Origin of the sequence: Oceanobacillus sp. E9, assembly GCF_001741975.1 — a bacterium.
Classification (GTDB): Bacteria; Bacillota; Bacilli; order Bacillales; family Amphibacillaceae; genus Oceanobacillus; species Oceanobacillus kimchii.
The window spans coordinates 293730-317658 of the sequence record NZ_LSNA01000007.1 but is presented as its reverse complement, the minus strand read 5'-3'; the positions used below and the strand labels follow the sequence as shown (position 1 = coordinate 317658).

The window sequence follows — 23929 nt, the reverse complement described above, 5'->3', positions numbered from 1 at the left end:
TGCCCTTTCAATGTTAAATTTTCACTTTTTTAAGCCTTAATGAGTTTGTAACAACACTCACTGAACTTAAAGCCATCGCTGCACCAGCTATCCAAGGAGCTAATAACCCAATCGCTGCGATTGGTATTCCCGCAGTATTATAACCAAAAGCCCAGAATAGATTTTGCTTTATATTTTTAATCGTTGCTTGACTAATCTTAATAGCTTTTGATACAAGAAGAAGATCTCCTCCTAAAATCGTAATATCAGCTGCTTCAATTGCAATTTCGGTGCCTGTTCCGATCGCAATTCCTATATCTGCTATTGCAAGAGCAGGAGCATCATTAATTCCATCTCCAACCATTGCGACTGCAGTTCCATCTTTTTGCAACCTTTTTATATTTTCGGCTTTCTCTTCTGGTAATACTTCAGCAATAATATGATTTATTCCAGCTAATCGTCCAATAGCTTTCGCAGTTCGTTCATTATCACCTGTTAACATAACTACTTGTATATTCATATCTTTTAATTGGTTTATAGCTTCTTTCGCATTTTCTTTAATCGTATCGGCAACAGCTACAGTACCACGGATTTTTCCGTCAATTGCAATTAGCATAGCAGTTTTTCCTTCATTTTCTAGTTCGAATAAATATTCATCTTCTTTTCTACTATCTACCTTATATTCTTTCATTAATTGACGATTTCCGACAATAATATGCTTACTGTCTACAATTGCAGTTATACCACGACCTGGAATGGCTTCAAAATCAGTTGTTGGTACTAGAGCCATTTGTTTTTCCTCAGCATACTGTGTAATTGCTTCGGCAAGAGGATGTTCTGAACCTTTTTCTGCACTTGCTAATAATAAAAGCGTCTCATCATCTCCATTAAAATCAGTGACAACTGGTTTACCATTAGTAATAGTTCCTGTTTTATCAAATACAACGGATTGAATTTTATACGCTTGCTCTAAATGTTCTCCACCTTTGAAAAGAATTCCATTCTCAGCAGCGCGGCCAGTTCCTACCATAATAGAAGTTGGAGTTGCTAACCCTAATGCACAAGGACAAGCAATTACTAATACAGCAATTAATGCTACTAAAGCAGGTTCCACTTGACTTGGTTGTACGAAGAGATACCACACAATGAACGTTAAAATTGCAATCATGACAACAACTGGAACGAAGAATCCTGAAATAACATCTGCTAATCGTTGTATTGGTGCTTTCGAACCCTGGGCATCTTCCACAGCTTTGACAATAGATGATAATGCGGTATCATTACCTACTTTGGTTGCTTCTATTTCTATTGAACCGTTTTTATTCATTGTTGAACCAATCACTTCTGTGTCCCTACCTTTTTCTACAGGTATAGACTCTCCAGTAATCATTGACTCATCAACGGATGTTTTTCCTTGTTTCACGATACCATCAACTGGTATTTTTTCTCCTGGTTTTACAATTAATCGATCCCCAACTACCACTTCTTCTAAAGGAATCATAAATTCCGTTCCATCACGTAATACTCTAGCTTCTTTAGCTTGTAAATTTAATAACTTTGTAATCGCAGTTGTTGTTTGCCCTTTCGCACTTGCTTCCAAGTACTTACCCAACAATACAAGCGTTATAATAATTGCACTTGTCTCATAATAAAGATGTGGGTGATAAGCAGGATTATTAATCGTTAATAATCCTTCATACAAACTATAAAAGTACGCTGCACTAGTACCAACTGCAACTAACACGTCCATATTTGCAGTTTTATTACGCAAATTTTTATACGCTCCCACATAGAATTGCCATCCAATCCAAAATTGAATCGGGGTGGCTAACACGAATTGGAACCATGGGTTCATGAAGAAAGTGGGAATTTCGATATTAAACAGATGTACAAGCATAGTCACTAATAACGGTAAAGATAATAGCGCAGACACAATCAATTTCTTTTTTGCTTTTACTAACTTTTTTTCTTTCTGTGATGATTTATTTTGATTCTCATTTTTTAAAACAGCGTTATATCCAATTTTTTCTATTTTATTAATGAGTTGTGACTCTTGAACTACATCTGAATAATAATAAACCGTGCCAGTTTCAGTAGTAAGATTTACATTTGCTTCTCTAACACCATCCATTTTGTTTAATACTTTTTCTATTCGATTAGAACAGGCGGCACATGTCATCCCGCTTATATCCAAATCAACCTTTTCTATTTGTACTCCATATCCCATTTTTTCTATTTTATCGGTTATATCACCATTCTTAATTTTCGTCTCATCGTATTGAATTGATGCTTTCTCGGTAGTTAAATTCACATTAGCTTCTACTCCATCCATACGATTTAATACTTTTTCTATTCGATTGGAACAGGCGGCACATGTCATCCCTGTAATATGATATGTTGACTGCTTATTAGCCATAAGACCCTCTCCTTACTTCGTAAACTGTTTTAATACACTCATTACTTCATCAATTGCTTCATCACCTTTACCGGACTTTACTGCATCACTGACACAATGTTTCATATGCCGCTCCGTAATTTCAAATCCTACTTTTTTTAATGCAGCTTGAATGGCACTAATCTGAACGAGTATATCTACACAATAACGATCCTCTTCCACCATCTTTTGTATTCCTCTCACTTGTCCTTCTATACGTTTCAAACGGTTTGTTACCGCTTGTTTTTCTGTATTCGATCTTGGATGATTTGTATGTTCTTGTAATGAATCCAATTTGATCACTCCTTCATTGTTCTAACAATACTATACCCCCCTAATGTATATATGTCAATATAAGCGCTTAGTCATTATCTATTATTTTCCAGTTTTTGCGTTTATAACATATCGTTTGCGTGAATAATACTTGTACAACATGTGAAAGGAGCTTATTGCTATGATAAAAAAATTGGGATACTTCGTTGGGGTATTTGTGCTACTGATGGGATTGTATGCTTGCAATAACGAAAGTGATATTGATGAAAATGAAGAAAGAAACATGCTTCCTGATAATGAACAAGTACCTGAAGGAGATCTCGAAGAAGATAATCAAAGTGAGCAGGAACATTCGGATCATGATGAGAGTGGTAAAATCCCTAAAGATTTAAAAGAAGCAGAGGAGTCTACCTATACTGCAGGTGATGAAGTAACAATCACCGCTTCACATATGCCAGGTATGGAAGGAGCTTCAGGAAAAATTGTTGGGGCATACGATACCACCGCTTACATGATTAGTTATCAACCAACAGATGGCGGTGAAATGGTTGAAAATCACAAATGGATAATCCAAGAAGAAATTAACAATCCAAATAAAAACCCTTATCAAGTTGGAGATGAAGTAACTATTAATGCTGAACATATGGAAGGTATGAATGGCGCAACAGCAACTATTGAAGACGGTATCGAAACAACCGTATATATGATTGATTATGTAACCGAATCTGGTGAAGAAGTTAAAAATCATAAATGGGTGACCGAGGAAGAACTTGAACCAAATTCAAATGAATCATAAGCAAACTCGTCAGGGGTTATTACTCATCATTCAATTTTCCCTATAGTTGAACTTTTTTTAACATGAGAACAACTCAGATCGTACTGTTACCATAAAAATCGTCGCCTATTATCTATAAGTGTGTATAACGAAATAGGGGAAAGTCAACCTGTGATGACTTTCCCCTTTAGATATTAATCTCATTGAATATTACTTATTCAGTGGATAATTTACTTTTCTTTTTTAGAAAGCTTCATTGCCTTTTTAAAGTCTTTCAACGAGCCCGATTTCCCATACATCAATACCCCGCCACTGTATACTTTTGCTCCTACATAAGCTAATAAAGCTATCGTTCCAATTAATAATCCGAATGATAATACAATTTCCCATATCGGAACATTAAGCATACCTACTCTTAAGAACATTATCATTGGTGCAAAAAATGGTATAAATGAGGTTACTGTTATTAAAGTTGATTCAGGCATTTCCAGCCCAAAAATTGCAATAAAGAATGCAATCATTATTAGCATGATCATTGGCATAACGAGCTGATTTACATCCTCAATACGACTAACTAAAGAACCTAACATTGCAGCTAGGGTAGCGTAGAGAAAATACCCCAGAAGGAAAAACACAACTGCATAAATATAAATAGAAATGTCATTGTTCGTTAAGCCCATATACTCGAAAAATTCTCCACCAATGTCATCCATTTGGGAACTAATCATAAAATACCCTACTCCTAAGAACAGAAGTATTTGCGTTAAACCGAGCAATGCAACACCGATAATTTTAGCAAACATATGTGTAATAGGAGAAGCACTTGATACTAATATTTCCATCACCCTTGAAGATTTTTCAATTGCTACATCCGTTGCTATCATTTGGCCATAAACAATAACAGCCATATACAGTACAAACAACATCACATATACAATACCTCGTGCTTGACTCATTTCTTCAGAAGTTCTTGCCGTTTCATCTAATTGTGTTGCTTCAAATGGTACTGGAGCGTAAATCATTTCTAATGTTTCTTGATCTATTCCTGACTGTTGAGTACCAATCGCTATTTTTAGTTGTTGAAGTTGATTTTGTAAAAATAACTGCTCTCCGCTATCCGAAATCCGATTCGCATAATAAGTACCAATAGGTAAATTATTCTCATCTGTTTCAATTACAAGAAGTCCATCGTACTCCTCTTCCTGAACAGCTTGTTTCACATCATCCTCTGATTCATTTACAGATACAATCTCTAATTCTTGGTCATTCGCAGCAGCTAGGCTTTCGTCTAATAGGTCAAAATAATTTCCAGATTCATCAATTACAGCAATCTGCTCCGAACTCTCTTCTCCATCACCAGCAAAAGTATCAATAATTGTTGGTAAATTAGCCAAACCTATAATTACTAATAACGTAATGGCAGTACTAATGATGAATGATTTTGATTTCACTTTTGATAGGTATGTATGAGATAAAACAACCCAAAACTTATTCATATGAAGCACCTACCTTTGCAATAAAGATATCATTTAACGAAGGTTCTTCAAGTTCAAATTTACGTATAAATCCTTTGCCTTGCAGAGCTTCAAATATTTGTTGTGCCACTTCTTCACTGTCAATTTGAAGCTTACATCCATCCTGTAGAGCTTTGTAAGAGGAAACTCCTGAATGGGTCCGTAAGAATTCAAACGAGACATCTCCGCGAATATGCAGATTCTTCTTTCCATATCCTTTTTTTATTTCTTGTAACGATCCATGAACAATGGGAGTTCCTTTTTGTAAAATACATACATGCTGACATAGTTCTTCTACATGTTCCATCCGATGCGAAGAAAATACAATTGATGTCCCTTGTTCTTTTAACTCAATAACCGCTTCCTTTAGCATTTCTACATTTACAGGATCAAGGCCTGAGAATGGTTCATCCAGAATCAATAGCTGTGGTTGATGAATCACCGCAGATATAAATTGAATTTTCTGTTGATTCCCTTTAGATAATTCTTCTACTTTTTTATTCAAGTATTCTGGTACACGGAATCGATCTAACCACTTTATTAATTCTTTTTCAATTTGGGGCTTTTTCATTCCTCTTAATCTGCCGAGATAAATGATTTGCTCTTTCACTGTTAACTTCGGATATAGACCTCTTTCTTCTGGCAAATAACCAATTAGATGGCTTTTTTCATAAGAAATCGATTCGCCTTTCCATGTAATCTCTCCCTCGGTAATGTCTAATAAACCAAGAATCATCCGAAATGTAGTCGTTTTACCCGCTCCATTCCCTCCAAGAAAACCAAACATCTCCTTCTCAGGAATCTCCAAAGAAAGATTAGTTACAGCAGTATGGTTGTCAAATCGTTTTGTTACGTTATTTAATTGTAACGTCATCGTTGATTTACCTCCTTCTCTCTATTATATAAACTACCTATGTCCCCATTAAAGTGTATATAATGTCCTATTTAATTACAATACTTTTTCAGACAATAAAATAAACTTTACTCCGTGGGGATATTACTGTAACACGCAGGATGAATTGCCAGAAAATACTGATATGATTTATAATAATATATAAATAATTAAAGGGGGATTGGGATGAGAACCTATGCATTAACGGTATTTTCAAAAAATGGGGAAAAGTTATTGGACACATCATTCACTGCAGAAAATGATGAATCTGCAAAAGAAATCGGACAAACTCAGCTTGAAGAAGAAGGATATATGGAACATACACATCGCTGTGTAAGTCCAGATGCAAAATTAGTGCTATTCCATCGTTAGATTACGGCCACTCAAAAAAAGGGTGCTATCCACCAAGTTTGGTAATAGCACTCTTATTAATTAATTTTGTTCAGCTGTTCCGTATAATTCTTCTAATGGTTTTGTAATGATTTGGCTAATCTCATTAATTAAATTGTTTAAGCGTTGTTCTTCTTCCATTAATTTAGAGATGCCCTCATGTTGTTGTACTGTTTCTACAACTTGTCTTGCTTTTTCCACTTCTTCTTCTGTAATTTCGATACCTTGCATTTGTTTTTCTTGAAGGCTTAGTTGAGTGTCACGGAAATCTTCAAACATTTGTTTCGCAGTTGGTTCTCCCATAACTTCTTCATATGCTTCTTTTAAGCTTTTAAACTCATCACTTTCACGTAAAGCTTGTTCTAAATTATTTGCTACATCTAGTGTATTTGCCATCCTTATTCATCCTCCTTGATTTGTCTCCATGCTACTATAACAAAGGTGACCTCTGATGTATACCAATACCTATGCGATTTTTAAAGGTAGGATAGAATTAACTTGTTATAATAATATTATGATAATTAAAAAGGAGTACTGATACATGATTCAAATGCTAAAAAAATTTTATCCCAGTGTTCGCACACTACCTTCCAATACTTCAAATCTTCCGTTAGATTATACCTGGTTTCAAACGGAACAAGGAGAAGTAGTTGGCATCCACCAAAATGAATTAACAGAGAAAGATCAAGCTTTATTATCGGCTTTTTTAACTAAATACCATGTTAACTTACCCTTACAAACGGAACGTGAGAAATTATGGAGAAAAAGATTAGGTGAAGATGATAAAGAACGATTAGAGGAAATTAACTCTCCTTTTCGATTTGTTTATTTTCAAATTCGCCAAGGCCATGTCGAACCAGATATATTTAAAACGACTATCCAAGAGTTTTTCACTGGGCCTATATCTATCCTTTGGCATAATGAATATGCAGGAATTTTAGTTGAAGAGGAAATTTCACAACTGGAAGAATCGTTAAGTTATGCGCAAATATCAGATACATTAATGAGTGAATTATACATTAAAACTGCTTTTTATATAGGACCATTCCTTAATAGTTTAAAGGATATTGTCACGTATTCAAATATATTATCTGAGCAAGCGCCTTCGAGTTTTCAATCTCATGATTCACCCGTTGTCACTTTTATAGAAGATTATCCATTTCGTCTTATTAAGAATCTAAATAAACAAAAGAAAATCCAATTAAGTAGCTGGATTTTAAAAGAGTTTACAGAGGATAAAGAAGCATTGCAAACAATACAAATATTTATTGAAAGTAATTTAAATCTTACAGAAGCTTCAAAAAAACTGTATATGCACCGAAATAGCATTCAGTATCGTCTTGATAAATTTCATGAAAGCACAGGAATTGATGTAAAACAATTTGAACAAGCCATCACCGTATATTTAGCTATTTTAGCTAATATGCACAAAACAGAATAACATCTTTGTGCATATTTACCATATCAACATTTCATCGGCTCTTGTACAATAAATGTAATCGTTAACATAAAAAATAGGGGGAATAAGAAATGGCTGAATTACGCTTAGAACATATTCAAAAGAAATATGATAAGGAAGTACTTGCAGTAAATGATTTTAACCTACATATTCAAGATAAGGAGTTTATCGTCTTTGTAGGTCCTTCTGGTTGTGGTAAATCAACTACTTTAAGAATGATTGCTGGACTAGAAGAAATTACCGATGGAGAATTTTACATCGATGAGAAAAAAATGAACGATGTTGCTCCTAAAGACCGTGATATTGCCATGGTTTTCCAAAACTATGCCCTCTACCCACATATGAACGTGTTCGATAATATGGCATTCGGATTGAAGCTTCGTAAATTTAAAAAAGAAGAAATTAAGGAACGTGTGGATAATGCAGCCAAAATTCTTGGTTTAGAAGCATACCTTGACCGTAAACCAAAAGCACTTTCTGGTGGTCAGCGGCAACGTGTTGCATTAGGTCGTGCAATTGTCCGTGATGCAAAGGTATTCCTAATGGATGAACCATTATCTAACTTAGATGCTAAACTTCGTGTGCAAATGCGAGCAGAAATTCAAAAACTACACCAACGCTTACAAACAACGACGATTTATGTAACACATGATCAAACAGAAGCAATGACGATGGCTACTCGCTTAGTTGTTATGAAAGATGGAGTTATTCAGCAAGTGGGTGCTCCAAAAGAAGTGTACGATTATCCTGAAAACATTTTTGTTGGCGGATTTATTGGTTCACCTTCTATGAACTTCTTCACTGGGAAATTAGATGGAGGAAACTTTATTACTGGTGAATCTAAATTCACTGTACCTGAAGGTAAACTGAAAGTACTTCGTGAACAAGGGTACGAAGGAAAAGAATTGGTACTAGGTGTCCGTCCAGAAGATATTCATGATGAATTAATATTTATCGATTCTTCTCCAGGTACTAAAGTAACTGCTAATATTGAAGTTGCAGAATTAATGGGCGCAGAATCTATTCTTTATTCTAGTGTTGATGGGCAAGAATTTGTAGCTCGTGTTGATTCACGTACAGATGTTAAAGGCGGAGAAAGTATTGATCTTGGATTTGATTTAAACAAAGCACATTTCTTTGATAAAGATAGTGAACAACGCATTAAATAATTCCTAGCATATCCGGGACAACAGTTTTTATCGATAAAAAATCTTCTTTTCAAAAATAGAAAGGGAAGCCCAGTTAGACTTCCCTTTCAGCCATTTATTTTATTATTTTAGATTTAGCCATGCAATTGTTGTTGAGCAGTTTGAACAAGACGTTTAGTAATCTCTCCACCTACAGAACCGTTTGCACGAGAAGTTGTATCAGCACCTAAAGACACACCAAATTCTTGAGCGATCTCATATTTCATTTGATCTAGAGCTTGTTGTACTCCAGGAACTACTAATTGGTTTGAATTGTTGTTAGCCATTAATATCACCTCCTGTAAGACTATTGTCTGCACATCCTCAAAACTTATCACAAATAAACATTGGTAATTTGTAGGAGAAATGTAATTATGGCGATACAAGCTTGTTAAATATGTAATTTAAGCCTTGTATTTATGTAAAAAAGTATCCATTTACCTTTGATAAATGGATACTTTTTAATCATTACTTTATTTAGGATATGTCATTTCTTCTGGATTAACATACTCATCAAACTGCTCTTCCGTTAATAATCCTAATTCTACAGCAGTCTCTTTTAATGTTGAATTATCCGCAAATGCTTTTTTTGCTATTTTCGCTGCATTTTCATACCCAATATGTGGATTTAAAGCAGTAACTAACATTAATGAATCATTTAGATTCTTTTCAATTTGCTCATGATTTGGTTCGATTCCAACAGCACAACGCTCATCGAAAGATATAATGCTATCTGCTAATAATTGACTTGATTGTAAGAAGTTGTATGCTATTACTGGTTTAAAAACATTTAATTCAAAGTTCCCCTGACTAGCGGCAAAACCAATTGCAGCATCATTTCCCATTACTTGTGTTGCTACCATTGTAACAGCTTCACTTTGTGTTGGGTTAACTTTACCCGGCATAATTGAACTTCCTGGTTCATTTGCAGGTATTGTTATTTCACCAATTCCACAACGAGGGCCACTAGCTAACCAACGGACATCGTTGGCAATTTTCATTAAATCTGCTGCTAATCCTTTTAGTGCACCATGTGCATAAACGGTTTCATCATGACTTGTTAATGAATGGAATTTGTTTTTTGCGGATACAAATTTCTTATCTGTAAATACACTAATTGCCTGGCAAACTTTCTCTGAAAAATCAGGATGTGCATTTAGACCAGTACCTACTGCTGTTCCACCTATTGCTAACTCACGAAGATGCTCTAAACTCTCTGAAATCATTGTTTCTGATTTCTCTAACATACGATGCCAACCACTAATCTCCTGGCCTAATGTTAACGGAGTCGCATCCTGTAAATGTGTACGACCAATTTTAACAATATCTTCAAAAGCAACTTGTTTTTCTGAAAACGTATTTTTCAACTGGTTTAATGCTGGTAATACTGTATCTTCTAATTTCAATACAGCAGCAATATGCATTGCTGTTGGATATGTATCGTTAGAACTTTGAGATTTATTTACATCATCATTTGGATGTAATTTCAAATCACTTCCTTGTTCTTGTAACCATTTATTACCTACAAAAGCTAATACTTCGTTTACATTCATATTACTTTGTGTTCCACTTCCCGTTTGCCATACGACTAATGGAAAATGATCTGTAAGTGAATCGTTTAATACTTGATCAGCAGCATATTGAATAGCTTTCATTTTATCTTGTTCCATTAAGCCTAATTTGAAATTAGCTTCTGCAGTGCTACGTTTTAATATTGCAAACGCTTTAATAATTTCGACTGGCATTTTTTCATTTCCAATTGGAAAATTTTGCTTACTACGTTGCGTTTGTGCCCCCCAATATTTATCAGCAGGAACTTGAATCTCCCCAATTGTATCTTTTTCAATACGATAATCCATTTTATTTCCTCCCTTTGTTAAATCCTCAATGATAGTGTATCAAATTTTTTAATATTTTTCGATTTCTTTCCGTCCATGGTAAAATATATCATAAATAACTGAAAATTGTATATTATGGGAGGATTTTTTCATGCCGAATATATGGACGCATATCTTATTTGCTGAAGATGCATGCAACTCTGTGGATCTATCTATATATACTGGACCTGCTTTAAATCTTGGGGCACAAGGACCAGACCCTTTTTTCTATTATCAATTTTGGCCCTGGGTAAAAGAAGGGCCAGTACAACAGTTAGGAACAACTTTACATACAAAACAATGCGGAGAATTTTTGCAACAATTAATACAGAGGGCAAAAAAGTGTAATATTCAAGTCCAAGCTTATGTACTAGGTTTTATTACGCATCACATACTAGACCGTCATACACATCCATTTATTCATTATCATGCGGGTTATGAAGGCAGTAATCATCAAAAATTGGAAGTAATTATTGATACAATCATGATGCAAAAATTAAGAAAAAAAGAAGCATGGAAATTTCCCGTTTATCTAGACATTGATGTAGGAGATTCTCTACCATTAGATATACACCAAATACTAGAGCAATCGATCAGAAATATCTATCCGGATCTAACTCCACCTGATGATTATATTAAAAAACCTTATCATGATATGAAATTGGCACATAAGATACTTGCCGATCCTTATTTATGGAAAAATAAATTACTTAGTAATGTTATATCTTCTTACTCGCATCAGCCGATTCGATCAAGTATCGATTACCTTAATGAGGGTCATAACATATGGCATCATCCTGCAACATATGTTCCTTCAACAAGAAGCTTTTTAGAACATTATGAGGATGCACATGAAGAAATATGTAAATTACTGCCACTCATACACCAGTACTGGGTAAATCATAATTATAATGATAATAATCTGATAAACGACATTATCGGCAATATTTCCTATGATACAGGCATGCCTCTTTCACTTGAGCTAGAAAACATATATTCAAATCCAATCATATAGAAACGTAATATAAGGACCAGAGGCATGACCAATTCGAGAATTTCGATTATTTAGTTTATCACACTCGTTTCATTTTAAAATCAAGTCAGAAAATAAGCAGTTAAAATATGTCCCTCTTATGAGTATCTGGCAGAACTGATGTAAAGGGAAAAACAAAATCCAATCCTATGATTAATACCAAAGGGTGTTGCTTATGGATACCGAGTTTTAGGAAGTGAAAAAGCCACAATCATTTACTTTACGACCGTATCGTATAATAAAAATGATTCTGATGAAAAACGAATAGCTTGGAATAACCCAACGATTAATTTCAATTGACACCACCTTTAAATAAGGATAAAAACCCCCTACTTTTGGATTAGTACCATCTACAGTAGGGGGTTTACTTACATTCTACTATTACTTTGTTTTAACAATCACATCATCTTTTGGATTAGATGCTTCTTTTGCTTCCAAAATACCTTTATTAATATCAACAAATCGTAATAAAATGATACCTGCTACAAAAAAGAAAATCAACGATAATATGCCGAGTCTACTATTACCAGTTAAATGTCCAATGGTTGCGAACATAAATGGTCCAACTACTGCGGCAAATTTTGACGAAATTCCATAAAAACCAAAAAACTCTGCATGTTTTCCAGCTGGAATCATTCTTCCGAAGATAGACCTACTTAGCGATTGGGCACCACCTTGTACCATACCCACAATAATTGCCAATAAGTAAAAATGAAGTGCAGAATTCATAAAATAACCGATAATAACAATTCCAAGATAGGTAAATAAGGTAATATATAGAGCATTTTTTGGATTTATTTTCGTTGCTAACCAACCAAAGAAAAAAGTAAATGGTATACCAACAAATTGTGTAATTAATAACGCTATAATTAAATCATTTTGAGCAATTCCTATTTCACTTCCATATACTGTCGCCATTCGTATTATGGTTGAAATACCATCATTGTATAACCAGAACGCAATTAGAAATATAACTAGTTGTTTATATTGTTTTATTTCACGAAAAGTATTTCCTACTCTATTGAATCCAATCGCAACATACGATTTAGTTCTCGTAACTTGTTGCTTTTTTTCCTCTTTAATATTTTTCAATAATGGTATAGCAAATATAAACCACCAAATCCCTACAGAAGCTAGAGCTAGCCTTGTAGCCCACTCGGTATTAGGTAGACCGAATACGTCTGGGCTTAAAATCATAACAACATTGATTGCAAGTAAGATTCCTCCTCCGATGTAACCAAAAGCAAATCCCCCAGAGGAGACCTTATCCATCTCGTCTTTATCAGCAATTTCAGGTAAGAATCCATCATAAAAAACATTTGCACCAGAAAAACCGATAGAACCAATGATGAATAGTAGTGATGCAAATATATAATCTCCTTCTCCTATAAACATCATTAATAAACTAGCTATAATTCCCATAAAAGCAAAGAAACGTAGGAACTTCTTCTTTGCTGCAGAAAAATCACTAATTGCACCAAGAATTGGGGCAAGAATAGCAACGATTAGCACAGATATTGATTGTGAATACCCCCAATAGCTAGTGGCCAAATTGTCATCTAATCCAGATGCGGCAACAGTTGAATAATATACAGGTAAGACTGCCGCCATGATGGTTGTTGCAAATGCTGAATTTCCAAAGTCATACATCATCCAGCTACGTTGTATCTTTTTTCTACTCTTTAAATCCATCTATTCTCCCCCAATACTAGACTTTTTTCATTTCTAGTGACGCAGCAGCTTCATTCGTCGCCTCAATTGCTTCTGTTAAAACGCCCATTCGACTAGCTTGTTGTTCAACTGTAGCTTCCATCTGTTCCATAGTAGCAGTATTCTCTTCTATTATTGAAACAAGCCGGTCTAGTGATTGATCTATTTCTATGGAAGATGTTTGAATGTTATGACCACGGTGGCGTAAATCAGCAGTGTAATTTAAAAATCGTAAAATTTCTTTTGAGATAATTGAAAAGTTGTCGCTTGCTTTGTTTACTCGCTTGACGCTCCGTTCCAACTTCTCTCCATTTTGATACACTTCTTGTTGTGTGTGAATAGCACCTTGTTGTATCCCTTCCATATTAATCTCAATCTTTTCTGCTGTAGACTTTGATGTTTCTGCAAGTTTACGAATCTCTTCAGCTACAACCGCAAACCCTTTTCCTGCCTCACCAGCTCGTGCCGCTTCAATGCTTGCATTCAATGCTAGTAAATTTGTTTGTGAAGCAATACTTTGTATTTCCGTAATAAATTCGGTACTCTCTTTAATTGTACGCTCTAATTGTTTCATATTTGTTGATAAATCGTTAAAAGATTGTTGAAATCCATCCATCATTTCATTCAATTCACCGATAGATTGAGATCCAGACTTTGATAACGCTTCCAAATTATGACCGTCATTTTTTAGTTTTGTAAATAAATCAATCATATGTTTAATTTGCTGATTCGTCATTTCTGTAGTCTCTGAAATTGTCGTAGCGGCTTGTGACTGAATTTGTGTTGCTTCATTCATTTCTTTAAAGGCATCTCGCATTTCCATCATGGATTGAAAGTTCCAATGACTTTCCTTTTCAATTACTTGCATTTTCTGATGAACTTGAGATACACCGCTCTTTACTAACTTAGACTGTTCCATTTGACTATCTGTAAGCTTTTTACTTTCTTCTAACAACTTCTCTGCATTTATCAGTAGCATTTGAGTGATTTTCACCTGAATAAATAAAACAATAAATACTAGTGTATAAAAACAAGTGTGATAGCCATAGAACGTGAATCAAATCCAATAGCAGCACCCTTTTCTAACACGAAATAGCTAAGTAGTAGCAACCCAACCACTCCACCAGTAATTAAAGCTGGGATAGAAAGTGATAAAGCAGAAACCGCCAACAGATAAAACATAAATAACATATTTGTTACATACGCTGAACTCATCATTACGATTAATGCTACTCCGGTAATAGCAACAATAACTATATAAGGAATAAAGTGAGTATTTCGTTCACTTCGATTTAATACCCAAATTATGATAAGACCAATTACCCCCCCTATAAAAATTGCTAAAATATTAGCAATCGGAGCGCCCACAACTAGTTCTGCCCCTACTCCTAGTAAAATTGAAAATAATAGTATGTAAAAAATAATTGTATACTGTTTCTTTACTATAGAATTTTTATTATTCATCTTTTTTCCTCCATTTTTTCATATTCCATTTAATTTATTTTTCTACCAGCAAAATAATTCACCTCCAAATTAAATTCAAAAAAAGCCTTACCTGTTGAGGCAAGGCATAATCAATATTTTATTCCCAAACAAACTGCTTGTACTCTTGGCTTAACTTCCGGAACAATTGTATATTATTTTGATCGATGGAGCTATTTAAGGCTTCTTCCAATTTCGTCTTATTCCAATTGAAGCATAGCTCATCTAACATCAATCTTGAGAACAAGCTTGTTTCAAATGAAATCTCGCGTTTAGCCTGTAATGGTTCTCCTGCATAGCGAAATATACGATATACTGTTTTAGCCTTCCTCATGGAATAGGCCCCCTTTGTTCCTTTTAACCATTATCCTTAATTTTCTAATAAATTGCAACCTTCTTATTTAATTTTTAATATATTAATTAAAAAGTGTTCATCTTTTTCAATTTAGCTAAAAAGCATCCGTTTGTAATGAAATTTAAAGCAGGTAACATTCGGATAACACACAAAATATCGTATTATGAAATTGGTTCTATTAATAAAATTTGTATTTTTACTAATGATATGTTGTATCAAGGAAACTTCCTTTAGAACTTTCAAGACCTATGGCTATATGCTTGTTTGTTTCTCTAGACCCACCAGTAGAAGGTTTGGTAGACTATATAAGCTATAAATAAAGTGTATTTATTACACGCTGGAGGATAAGAGAAAATGAATCGTTCAGATCATTTAAAACAAGGTGAAAAAGGTGCATGGCTAAGTATCATTGCTTACCTTATACTTGCTTCATCAAAACTATATATTGCTTCCATCGGAAACTCGGATGGATTACGAGCAGATGGATTAAATAATCTAACCGATATTGTCACTTCTGTTGCTGTACTAATCGGACTTAAAATTGCCCGCAAACCGCCTGATGATATCCATCGTTACGGTCACTATCGTGCAGAAACAATTGCTTCCTTATTCGCAGCATTCATCATGATGTTTATCGGGCTCCAAGTCATCATCGAAGCTGGACAAAAACTAATCAATTCATCTTACACACAACCTGATATGTTAACAGCTTGGACTGCCATTTTTGCTGCGGTAATTATGTTGTTTGTGTATCGATTTAACTTACGATTATCAAAAAAAATTGAGAGTGGATCTTTATATGCGGCAGCTATGGATAATAAGGCAGATGCTTTAGTCAGTATCGGAGTATTTATTGGTATTATCGGCGCTCAATTCGGTTTATTTTGGCTAGATCCACTAACTGCTGGAGTTGTAGGTATCATTATTTGTAAAACTGCTTGGGATATTTTTAAAGATTCCACGATTACATTGACCGATGGCTTTGATGATGAAAAATTAACAGAAATAAAAGAAACAATAGATAAAGACCCTTCAGTACTACGCGTTGATGATATTAAAGGCAGGATCCATGGAAACCAAGAACTTCTTGATATAACGATTCATGTAGATCCTAATTTGACAGTTGCTGAAGGTCATGAAATCACTGATCGTATTGAAGAATATTTATACGATAAGCATCGAATTTCTCATGCGCTCATTCATATTGAGCCATTCGAAGAAAAATAGACTTTTTATCATTAAATCCCCTAAGACTTTTTCATTTTAGCCTTAGGGGGATTTATCATTTTTATAATTATAGTTTAAAAATAATTTAGTATCGCTTAGATAAAATAACAAAGGAAGAAAATACAGTGATGATCATCAATGAAGCCATCAAAGTTACCGTCTGGTATCCAGACAAACTCAACACTTCAAATTGAAACATTAACATTAATATTAAACTATATGCTACAAAGAAAGAGTAACTGAAAAACATCCCTCTCTCCTTTATCGCTTTTGTACGTTCATCGTTTTTTTTGAACTGCGGATATAAATAAGCTAAACAGAAACACATGATGGATAGTGATAACTGGATTAGTTCATGGCCCTGTAAAAATCCTAGTGAATATATGGATGCTGATGAAAGAATACCAGTATATAACAAAAACAAACACCCCATAAATGTAAAAAAACGTCTACCGGCTTTACTGTTCAAATAAATTATAACCTTCCCCTTTCCTTATTCTTCCTCTAATATAAAAACTTCTTCTACACTAGTTTTAAAACATCTAGCAATTTGAATGGCTAGAGGTAATGAAGGATTATATCTTTCTTTTTCTATTGAAATAATGGTTTGTCTTGAAACATTAAGCATTTCTGCCATTTGAGCTTGAGATATGTGATGAATTTCACGAAATTCTTTCATTCTATTCTTCAAATATGCTTCTTCCCTTCTAGTTCAAATCATAAAGTAAAGGAAACTTGACGTCAAGTTTCCTTTACTTTATATATTATAATATTTTCAGCCTTTGAAAACTATAAATTTATCATGATATATATTGATAATATAGAACCAATAACAACAAAAACAACATTTAACCCAAACAGTGATAGCAAAATTGCTATTAGTCCACCTAGTAATCCTACAAAAGGTCGATCAGGTACTACTGATAATACACCTGGAAAAATTAAAGCACCTAGTGCAGCATATGGTATTGCCAGTAACCAACGATTAACCCACGGTCGGAATTGCACCTTCTCAACTATAAATACAGGAATTAAACGTGGTAGCATTGTAACAATAAACATACCAAGAATCATTGCGATAATCATGCTTCATCCTCCTTCAACAAAGGAATTCCAACCATTCCACCAAAAATAGTTCCATATACAATTGCCCATCCTGTACTAATTCCTAATTGAAGACAACCCCAATGAATAAACATTGCTACTACCGCAATGTAAGCTACTTTGATATCTTTTTTTGCAGATGGTATTAATAGCCCAATAAACATTGCATAAAGTGCAATCCCCATACTTTGACTTAGAGCAGGAGGAATTATTTCACCTAATAATCCACCAAATAATGATCCTATTACCCAGGAAATATACGCAAATCCGATAATTGTTCCATAAAACCAAATTCCTTGTGCTTTTTTTCCTTCTTCAGGATACATGGAAGACACCGCAAAGGTTTCATCCGTTACACCAAGCGATAATGGCAATTTTTTATGGAGTGGAATTGCTTTTAATACATTCATCATCGATAAGTTCATAATAAAATGTCTGAAATTCAAAACAAATGTTGCAATAATAATTTCAATAATACCAGTTCCAACAGCAATCATATTTACTGCCATAAACTGACTAGCTCCAGCAAAAACCGCTGCGCTCATCCAAGTTAATTCAAATAAAGATAAACCTACTTGGCTAGCTAGCACACCATATGTAATTGCAATTGGTAAATATCCAAGCATAATTGGAAAGCCAGCTTTTAATCCTCTTTTCATAATTGTTAGTGGTGATTCTACTTTCATTGTTGATGGCATCTGCATTATGGTTTCTCTCCAAATTAAAATTTCTTTTTTCACGATGAGCAGTTTACTGCACTCCCTAATTTCAGAAAAAAATAGTATTAATATTCTGATATGTGTTACTCATCATTAACGACATTGCTATCTCCTAATAAAATTTTGATTTAATTATAACTAAATTACCAATATTTAAAAAGGAAAATTTGGTTATTGACAATACTAGCTAGATGGTTGTATAGTCAGTATTAACAATTTAATACTACCGGCAATTAGAGATTCGAAGTAGATTTTGAATTTAGCAGTACAAGAGACAGAGTGGTTGCTGAAAACTCTGGCTGATTCATATCGAATTACAAATTTCAGTTATTAGGATTGTAAGCATGTGAGTGGGTGGAATTTTTTCCATCAACCAGGGTGGTAACGCGGAGTACATAGCTTCGTCCCTTATTGAAGGGACGAGGCTTTTTATATTTAGGAGGAAAGATTATGAAACCAATTTCGGCTAAACACAAACCAGCTTTTTGGGAAGCATTGTTATTTTTTATATTTATAATTATATTTATTAGCTACTTTATAATCGGATTAGAAACAACACCGCATATTCCCATTTTAATTGGAATGTTATTATTAATTTGTTATGGATTATTAAAAAAGATTAACTTCTCTTCACTCCAAGATGCAATGGCAACTGGAGCTTCTTCCGGGATGGGGGCAATTTTTCTTTTCTTCATCATCGGGGTATTAATTAGTAGTTGGATGATTAGTGGTACTATACCTACTTTAATAAATACGGGTTTCTCATTAATTGGCACTATGTGGTTTTACGCGATTGTCTTTGCAGTTACTTCAATAATCGGGATTTCCCTAGGAAGTTCCCTTACAACTACAGCAACAATTGGAGTAGCTTTTATCGGAATGGCAGGAGCTATGGATGCATCACTTGCTATTACAGCGGGTGCTATCGTTTCAGGTGCTTTTTTTGGAGATAAGATGTCACCATTATCAGATACAACGAATCTTTCTTCTTCTATAATCGGAGTAGATTTATTTGACCATATTAAACATATTAGTTTAACTACTATACCAGCATTCATTATTTCATTTATTGTGTTTGCATTCCTATCTCCTAGTCAAGATACATCCATTAGCAATGTAGAAGCTTACCGAGAAGCTTTATTAGGCAGCGGTCTCCTACATTGGGCTTCTTGGATTCCTTTAATTATATTAATTATATGTACTATATTTCGAATGTCAGCATTTCTGGCTTTATCATTAAGTAGTTTGATCGCAGTAATCATTGGAAAAATTACAAACGGTTTTACGTGGAAAGAAATTACGAACGCTTGGTTTAATGGATTTACTGGGACAACGAACTTTGAACCTGTAAATGAACTATTAACTCGAGGCGGAATAAATGGAATGTTATTTACTATTTCATTAGTAATATTAGCCTTAAGTTTTGGAGGATTGCTGTTTGTTACAGGCATTATTCCGAGCTTATTAAACAGTTTCCAAGAGAAATTACAACGTGCAAGATCTATCATTGCATCAACCGCAGGTACTGCTATTGGAGTTAACGTACTTATCGGTGAACAGTATTTATCTATATTATTAACTGGAGAAACGTTTAAACCTATATATGAAAAAGCTGGGTTAACAAAGCGCTCACTATCGCGCACACTGGAAGATGCAGGTACAGTAATTAACCCATTAGTTCCTTGGAGTGTATGTGGAGTATTTATAGCAGATGTACTTGGTGTACCGGTACTTACCTATTTACCATTTGCATTCTTCTGCTTGCTTAGTCCAATCATTACAATTTTGTTTGGAGCTAAAACAGCAAAAAAATAAAATACAAATAGAATGATGTTTGATTTTTTTCTAACTTCCCCTTTTTTGAATATGCCTTACCCGCTTGAAAGTGAGAAATTACTTTCCTTTACAAGCGAGATAAAAGACCCCAACTGCATTTTTTAATACAGTTGGGGTCTTTGCTTGTTATTTATCTTGTTCTGTAAAAATATGTGGTCCATTTTCTGTAATGACAATCTGATGTTCAAACTGAGCTGAACGTCCTTTATCGATTGTTCTTGCAGTCCACCCATTATCATCCATTTTGCTTTGCCAAGCCCCTTCGTTGATCATAGGTTCGATTGTAATTACCATGCCTTCTTTTAAACGAAGTCCTTTGTTTGGCAATCCATAGTGAGGAATATGTGGATCCTCATGAATAGTCGGTCCAATTCCATGTCCTGTAAAATCACGTACTACCGAAAATCCTTCCGCTTCAGCATATGTTTGAATTGCATGACCGATATCACCTATTCGATTACCTGGCTTTGCCTGTTCAATACCCTTATAAAGAGCTTCTTTGGTTACATTGATTAACCGTTTCCCTTTTTCATCTACATTTCCGACAGCATATGTCCAAGCTGAATCAGCTAGACCACCATTTAAATTTACCACCATATCAATTGTTACAATGTCTCCATCCTCCAATGGTTTTTCAGAAGGAAATCCATGGCAAATTTCATCATTTAATGATGCACAAATTGCATAAGGATAACCATTATAGCCTTTTTGCTCAGGAGTAGCTCCATGTTTTTCTAAGAAACCTTCTACAAAGTTATCTATTTCAATCGTTGAAATACCTGGTTTAATTATTTTTGCAATTTCTCTATGACAGGCAACGAGAACATCTGCAGCAGCTTGCATTTGCTCTACTTCTCGTTTACTTTTTCTTGAAATCATTAATCTCTCCCTCTCCAATTCTATCTTTAAGTACGTTATACTAATACTATGCATAGTTCATTCGTTGGTTATTCCAATGTAAATTTTAACATATGTATTTTTTTTCGAACAGTAATACAGACTTATGGAAAGCGAGGGAACACATTGATAGAAATAAACCATGTTACAAAAGAATTTGAGGGTAAGACAGCCATCCAAAATTTAAATTTGACAATTCCTAATGGTAAAATCATTGGTTTCTTAGGACCAAATGGCGCTGGAAAATCCACCACCATTAATATGATGACAGGGATTTTACCAATTGATTCTGGCTCCATTACTTTAAATGGACTTGATATTGAAAAACGACCACTAGAAGCAAAAAAAATATTCGGGTTAGTTCCAGATCGTTCTGATATGTTCCTTAGATTAAAAGGAATGGAATATTTAAATTTTATAGCAGATATTTATGAAATACCGGCTGATATAAGAAAAGAGAGAATTGAATACTTTACCAAACAATTTTCTATTCACGATGCGTTAGGAAATTACATACAAAGCTATTCTCATGGTATGCGTCAAAAAATAATGGTAACGGGTGTACTATTACATGATCCAGATATTTGGATTCTTGATGAGCCTTTAACCGGATTAGATCCTAAATCTTCTCATTCTTTAAAACTTATGATGCGAGAACACGCTGATAAAGGCAATACAGTCTTTTTTTCTAGCCACGGACTTGAAGTAGTTGAACAATTATGTGATGAAGTTGCAATTATTAATAAAGGTAAACTTATTTTTTATGGGACGATGGAACAACTTCAAAAAGAATATGCAACAGATCAATCGCTTGAAAATGTATTCTTGGAGTTGACCAATGATGAGTAAGACATGGAAAGTCATACGTATTATGCTAAAGATGCAATACACTTCCACGGGCAAAAATAACTATGCATGGCTATATATCGTAGCCGGATTATTTTTCATTCCATTTCTCGGAATAATTTTCACACTATATAATAATTTAATTAGTGCCATTTATAACGTGTTTGCGCCTTTACAACAGCAATCAATGATACTAGGTTTACTGTTCATCGGCATGAGTATTGTCCTATTTATTACTTGTATTGTTTCTGTATTAACCGCTTTTTATTTTGCAGATGATGTAGAAGCGTACATTCCTTTTCCTTTACATCCATATCAAATTTTATTAGGAAAAGCAGCAAGTCCTTTTATTTACTCATACTTATTATCAGGGATTACCTACTTACCCATGATGATTATTTACGGGAATATTAGTAATGGCTCAATACTTTATTATATTTATGGAATCCTTTTATTCATTCTATTGCCAGTAATTCCTTTTGTAATTGCTTCTGTGATTTTAATGTTTGTCATGCGTTATGTAAATATCGCTAAAAATAAGGACCGCTCAAAAATATTTGCAGGTGTATTCTCACTTACTGCTATTATTTTAATAAATGTGGTAGTACGACTCAATACTGATGAATCTAAATTAATGGAGTCCATTAGCCAAACAATGCAAGAACAAGAAGGCTTATTACAATGGATTACATATTTCTATCCACCAGCATGGTTTTCAGCGAATAGCTTACATCAAGCAGAATCAATAAATGGTTTTCTTTTCATATTGTTAATGATAATACTAAGTGGATTAGCAATCATGCTATTTGCATTTCTGGGTCAAAAATTATATTTAAAAGGTGTCCTTGGGATGAGTGGAGGTAGTAGTGGAAAAATGTCTGATAAAGCATTAGATAGATCCATTGCTTCTCAACCGATTTGGCAATCCTATATTAAAAAGGATTTACGTATTCTCTTACGAACACCGACTTTCCTTACCCAATGTGTCGTCCAATCTTTATTCATGCCAGTATTTTTATTGGTGATTTTCTTTTTGGATTTTGGAAGTGGTATAGCAGGAGAAATTACAGGTTCAGTACTAGAAAAAAATGTACTGTTATTACTGTTTATCGTTACCGTTTTTATGGTAAGCATCAATATGACTGCTGCAACAGCTATTTCTAGAGAAGGAAAAACGTGGAAAGCTAATTTATTTCTTCCACTTAATCACAAACAAGTTATTCATAGTAAATTGATTGTCTCTTGGATAATAGGTCTATTACCAATGATATTACTATTCATTATTGGTATTGTTATAGGACTCCCAATAACGGTACTTATCTTATGGGGGGGATTATTCCTTGCAATTAATTGGTTTTCTAGTTGTATTGGACTCATACTCGATATGAACCAACCAAAATTAAATTGGACAGATGAACAAGAATTATTTAAAAATCGATTTGTTCCGTTTTTTGGATTTCTTATGCAAGTTGTTATTTTTGGTTTGATTATCATAATACTATGGAATATCGAAGTATCAAATGTTTATCTCCTAGCCGTTATTCTTTTCGCTGTCATATCAATAGGAATATTTTTAGCTCATCGGTATATGTATAAAAGAATCAATCAAAATGTATTTCAAGAAATTAATTTCTAATAAAAAGCTTGTAGCGTTTGCTACAAGCTTTTTTAGATTTCGTCGTTTTTAAAGTTTTTAAAAATTATTGACTACCAGCCGTAGCCGCCACCACAATAGCCACCGCCATTGCCTCCATTAGAGTACGCAGTTCCTATGATGACAAGTAAGATAAATAGCACTACTAGCAAAGCAAAGCCAGCGGAGCCAAAGTTTTCACCATGTTCTTTACCCATGTTTGTTACCTCCTCTATATGAATCTAATTTACTTTATGCGAATTCATCAATTTTGGGAGGGCGAATAACTATTTTTTTATTTTCCATA

General features: G+C 34.2%; 25 protein-coding genes and 1 pseudogene. 10 read left to right on the top strand and 16 right to left on the bottom strand.

Annotation, left to right across the window (positions count from 1 at the left end; translation table 11 throughout):
- Positions 1-13 precede the first annotated feature (13 nt).
- Positions 14-2395: a heavy metal translocating P-type ATPase gene (locus AQ616_RS11160; protein WP_069685803.1), complete on the bottom strand. Its 2382-nt coding sequence runs from the start codon at positions 2393-2395 to the stop codon at positions 14-16.
- 12 nt (positions 2396-2407) lie between these two features.
- Positions 2408-2707 (bottom strand): metal-sensing transcriptional repressor, encoded by a 300-nt coding sequence (locus tag AQ616_RS11155; protein WP_069685802.1) that lies wholly within the window; start codon positions 2705-2707, stop codon positions 2408-2410.
- A gap of 160 nt (positions 2708-2867) precedes the next feature.
- On the opposite strand from AQ616_RS11155, the gene AQ616_RS11150 reads away from it, so the two are divergent.
- A complete protein-coding gene (locus tag AQ616_RS11150) occupies positions 2868-3482 on the top strand; it encodes a YdhK family protein (RefSeq protein WP_017796273.1) in 615 nt (204 codons plus the stop codon).
- A gap of 209 nt (positions 3483-3691) precedes the next feature.
- Here AQ616_RS11150 and AQ616_RS11145 read toward each other — a convergent pair whose 3' ends face one another.
- The gene (locus AQ616_RS11145) at positions 3692-4957 is read right to left on the bottom strand and encodes an ABC transporter permease (protein ID WP_069685801.1); all 1266 of its coding nucleotides are present in this window, start codon (positions 4955-4957) and stop codon (positions 3692-3694) included.
- Entirely contained in the window at positions 4950-5849 is a 900-nt protein-coding gene (locus tag AQ616_RS11140; protein WP_017796271.1) for an ABC transporter ATP-binding protein, read from the bottom strand. The genes AQ616_RS11145 and AQ616_RS11140 overlap by 8 nt, the downstream gene beginning before the upstream one ends.
- 204 nt (positions 5850-6053) lie before the next feature.
- Between AQ616_RS11140 and AQ616_RS11135 the strand changes: the two genes are divergently transcribed.
- Positions 6054-6239, top strand: coding sequence for a YhzD family protein (locus AQ616_RS11135; RefSeq protein ID WP_017796270.1), 186 nt, complete (start codon positions 6054-6056; stop codon positions 6237-6239).
- 60 nt (positions 6240-6299) lie between these two features.
- Here AQ616_RS11135 and AQ616_RS11130 read toward each other — a convergent pair whose 3' ends face one another.
- Positions 6300-6653 (bottom strand): YlbF/YmcA family competence regulator, encoded by a 354-nt coding sequence (locus tag AQ616_RS11130; RefSeq protein ID WP_017796269.1) that lies wholly within the window; start codon positions 6651-6653, stop codon positions 6300-6302.
- Between the two features lie 145 nt (positions 6654-6798).
- Between AQ616_RS11130 and AQ616_RS11125 the strand changes: the two genes are divergently transcribed.
- Entirely contained in the window at positions 6799-7698 is a 900-nt protein-coding gene (locus AQ616_RS11125) for a PucR family transcriptional regulator (protein WP_017796268.1), read from the top strand.
- 89 nt (positions 7699-7787) lie between these two features.
- The gene (locus AQ616_RS11120; protein WP_017796267.1) at positions 7788-8885 is read left to right on the top strand and encodes an ABC transporter ATP-binding protein; all 1098 of its coding nucleotides are present in this window, start codon (positions 7788-7790) and stop codon (positions 8883-8885) included.
- A gap of 113 nt (positions 8886-8998) precedes the next feature.
- Here the strand turns inward: AQ616_RS11120 and AQ616_RS11115 are convergent, their stop codons facing one another.
- Complete coding sequence (locus AQ616_RS11115) at positions 8999-9190, bottom strand: alpha/beta-type small acid-soluble spore protein (protein ID WP_017796266.1); 192 nt, start codon at positions 9188-9190, stop codon at positions 8999-9001.
- Positions 9191-9376: 186 nt separating this feature from the next.
- A complete protein-coding gene (fumC, locus tag AQ616_RS11110) occupies positions 9377-10762 on the bottom strand; it encodes a class II fumarate hydratase (RefSeq protein ID WP_069685800.1) in 1386 nt (461 codons plus the stop codon).
- Between the two features lie 130 nt (positions 10763-10892).
- Between fumC and AQ616_RS11105 the strand changes: the two genes are divergently transcribed.
- Both AQ616_RS11105 and AQ616_RS19430 read left to right on the top strand, forming a co-directional pair.
- Positions 10893-11795 carry a zinc dependent phospholipase C family protein gene (locus AQ616_RS11105; RefSeq protein ID WP_069685799.1) on the top strand — a complete coding sequence of 301 codons (903 nt, stop codon included), beginning with the start codon at positions 10893-10895 and terminating at the stop codon, positions 11793-11795.
- A gap of 171 nt (positions 11796-11966) precedes the next feature.
- Positions 11967-12113, top strand: a pseudogene (locus tag AQ616_RS19430) (dTDP-4-dehydrorhamnose 3,5-epimerase family protein); the annotation flags it as partial.
- An 81-nt stretch (positions 12114-12194) separates the two neighbouring features.
- On the opposite strand, the gene AQ616_RS11100 reads toward AQ616_RS19430, so the two are convergent.
- The 4 genes from AQ616_RS11100 to AQ616_RS11090 all read right to left on the bottom strand — a co-directional run bounded on the left by AQ616_RS11100 (position 12195) and on the right by AQ616_RS11090 (position 15339).
- Positions 12195-13505: an MFS transporter gene (locus AQ616_RS11100; protein ID WP_017796263.1), complete on the bottom strand. Its 1311-nt coding sequence runs from the start codon at positions 13503-13505 to the stop codon at positions 12195-12197.
- 16 nt (positions 13506-13521) lie between these two features.
- A complete protein-coding gene (locus AQ616_RS11095; RefSeq protein WP_240490495.1) occupies positions 13522-14502 on the bottom strand; it encodes a methyl-accepting chemotaxis protein in 981 nt (326 codons plus the stop codon).
- 38 nt (positions 14503-14540) lie between these two features.
- Positions 14541-14987: a hypothetical protein gene (locus tag AQ616_RS19925; protein WP_240490494.1), complete on the bottom strand. Its 447-nt coding sequence runs from the start codon at positions 14985-14987 to the stop codon at positions 14541-14543.
- Between the two features lie 118 nt (positions 14988-15105).
- The gene (locus AQ616_RS11090) at positions 15106-15339 is read right to left on the bottom strand and encodes a hypothetical protein (protein ID WP_017796261.1); all 234 of its coding nucleotides are present in this window, start codon (positions 15337-15339) and stop codon (positions 15106-15108) included.
- Positions 15340-15714: 375 nt separating this feature from the next.
- Here AQ616_RS11090 and AQ616_RS11085 point away from each other — a divergent pair, with 375 nt between their 5' ends.
- The gene (locus AQ616_RS11085) at positions 15715-16587 is read left to right on the top strand and encodes a cation diffusion facilitator family transporter (RefSeq protein WP_017796260.1); all 873 of its coding nucleotides are present in this window, start codon (positions 15715-15717) and stop codon (positions 16585-16587) included.
- A 493-nt stretch (positions 16588-17080) separates the two neighbouring features.
- On the opposite strand, the gene AQ616_RS11080 is transcribed toward AQ616_RS11085, so the two are convergent.
- The 3 genes from AQ616_RS11080 to AQ616_RS11070 all read right to left on the bottom strand — a co-directional run bounded on the left by AQ616_RS11080 (position 17081) and on the right by AQ616_RS11070 (position 18395).
- Complete coding sequence (locus AQ616_RS11080) at positions 17081-17278, bottom strand: helix-turn-helix transcriptional regulator (protein WP_017796259.1); 198 nt, start codon at positions 17276-17278, stop codon at positions 17081-17083.
- Between the two features lie 98 nt (positions 17279-17376).
- Positions 17377-17673 carry an AzlD domain-containing protein gene (locus AQ616_RS11075; protein WP_017796258.1) on the bottom strand — a complete coding sequence of 99 codons (297 nt, stop codon included), beginning with the start codon at positions 17671-17673 and terminating at the stop codon, positions 17377-17379.
- Complete coding sequence (locus AQ616_RS11070; protein ID WP_017796257.1) at positions 17670-18395, bottom strand: AzlC family ABC transporter permease; 726 nt, start codon at positions 18393-18395, stop codon at positions 17670-17672. The genes AQ616_RS11075 and AQ616_RS11070 overlap by 4 nt, the downstream gene beginning before the upstream one ends.
- Before the next feature lie 465 nt (positions 18396-18860).
- On the opposite strand from AQ616_RS11070, the gene nhaC reads away from it, so the two are divergent.
- Complete coding sequence (gene nhaC / locus AQ616_RS11065; protein WP_017796256.1) at positions 18861-20225, top strand: Na+/H+ antiporter NhaC; 1365 nt, start codon at positions 18861-18863, stop codon at positions 20223-20225.
- Positions 20226-20372: 147 nt separating this feature from the next.
- On the opposite strand, the gene map is transcribed toward nhaC, so the two are convergent.
- Positions 20373-21125: a type I methionyl aminopeptidase gene (gene map / locus AQ616_RS11060; RefSeq protein ID WP_069685798.1), complete on the bottom strand. Its 753-nt coding sequence runs from the start codon at positions 21123-21125 to the stop codon at positions 20373-20375.
- Positions 21126-21269: 144 nt separating this feature from the next.
- Between map and AQ616_RS11055 the strand changes: the two genes are divergently transcribed.
- Entirely contained in the window at positions 21270-21992 is a 723-nt protein-coding gene (locus tag AQ616_RS11055; RefSeq protein WP_069685797.1) for an ABC transporter ATP-binding protein, read from the top strand.
- Positions 21985-23625 (top strand): putative ABC transporter permease subunit, encoded by a 1641-nt coding sequence (locus AQ616_RS11050; protein ID WP_069686000.1) that lies wholly within the window; start codon positions 21985-21987, stop codon positions 23623-23625. Before AQ616_RS11055 ends, AQ616_RS11050 begins: the two co-directional genes overlap by 8 nt.
- A gap of 71 nt (positions 23626-23696) precedes the next feature.
- Here AQ616_RS11050 and AQ616_RS19220 read toward each other — a convergent pair whose 3' ends face one another.
- Positions 23697-23840 (bottom strand): YjcZ family sporulation protein, encoded by a 144-nt coding sequence (locus AQ616_RS19220; protein ID WP_017796252.1) that lies wholly within the window; start codon positions 23838-23840, stop codon positions 23697-23699.
- Positions 23841-23929: the final 89 nt, after the last annotated feature.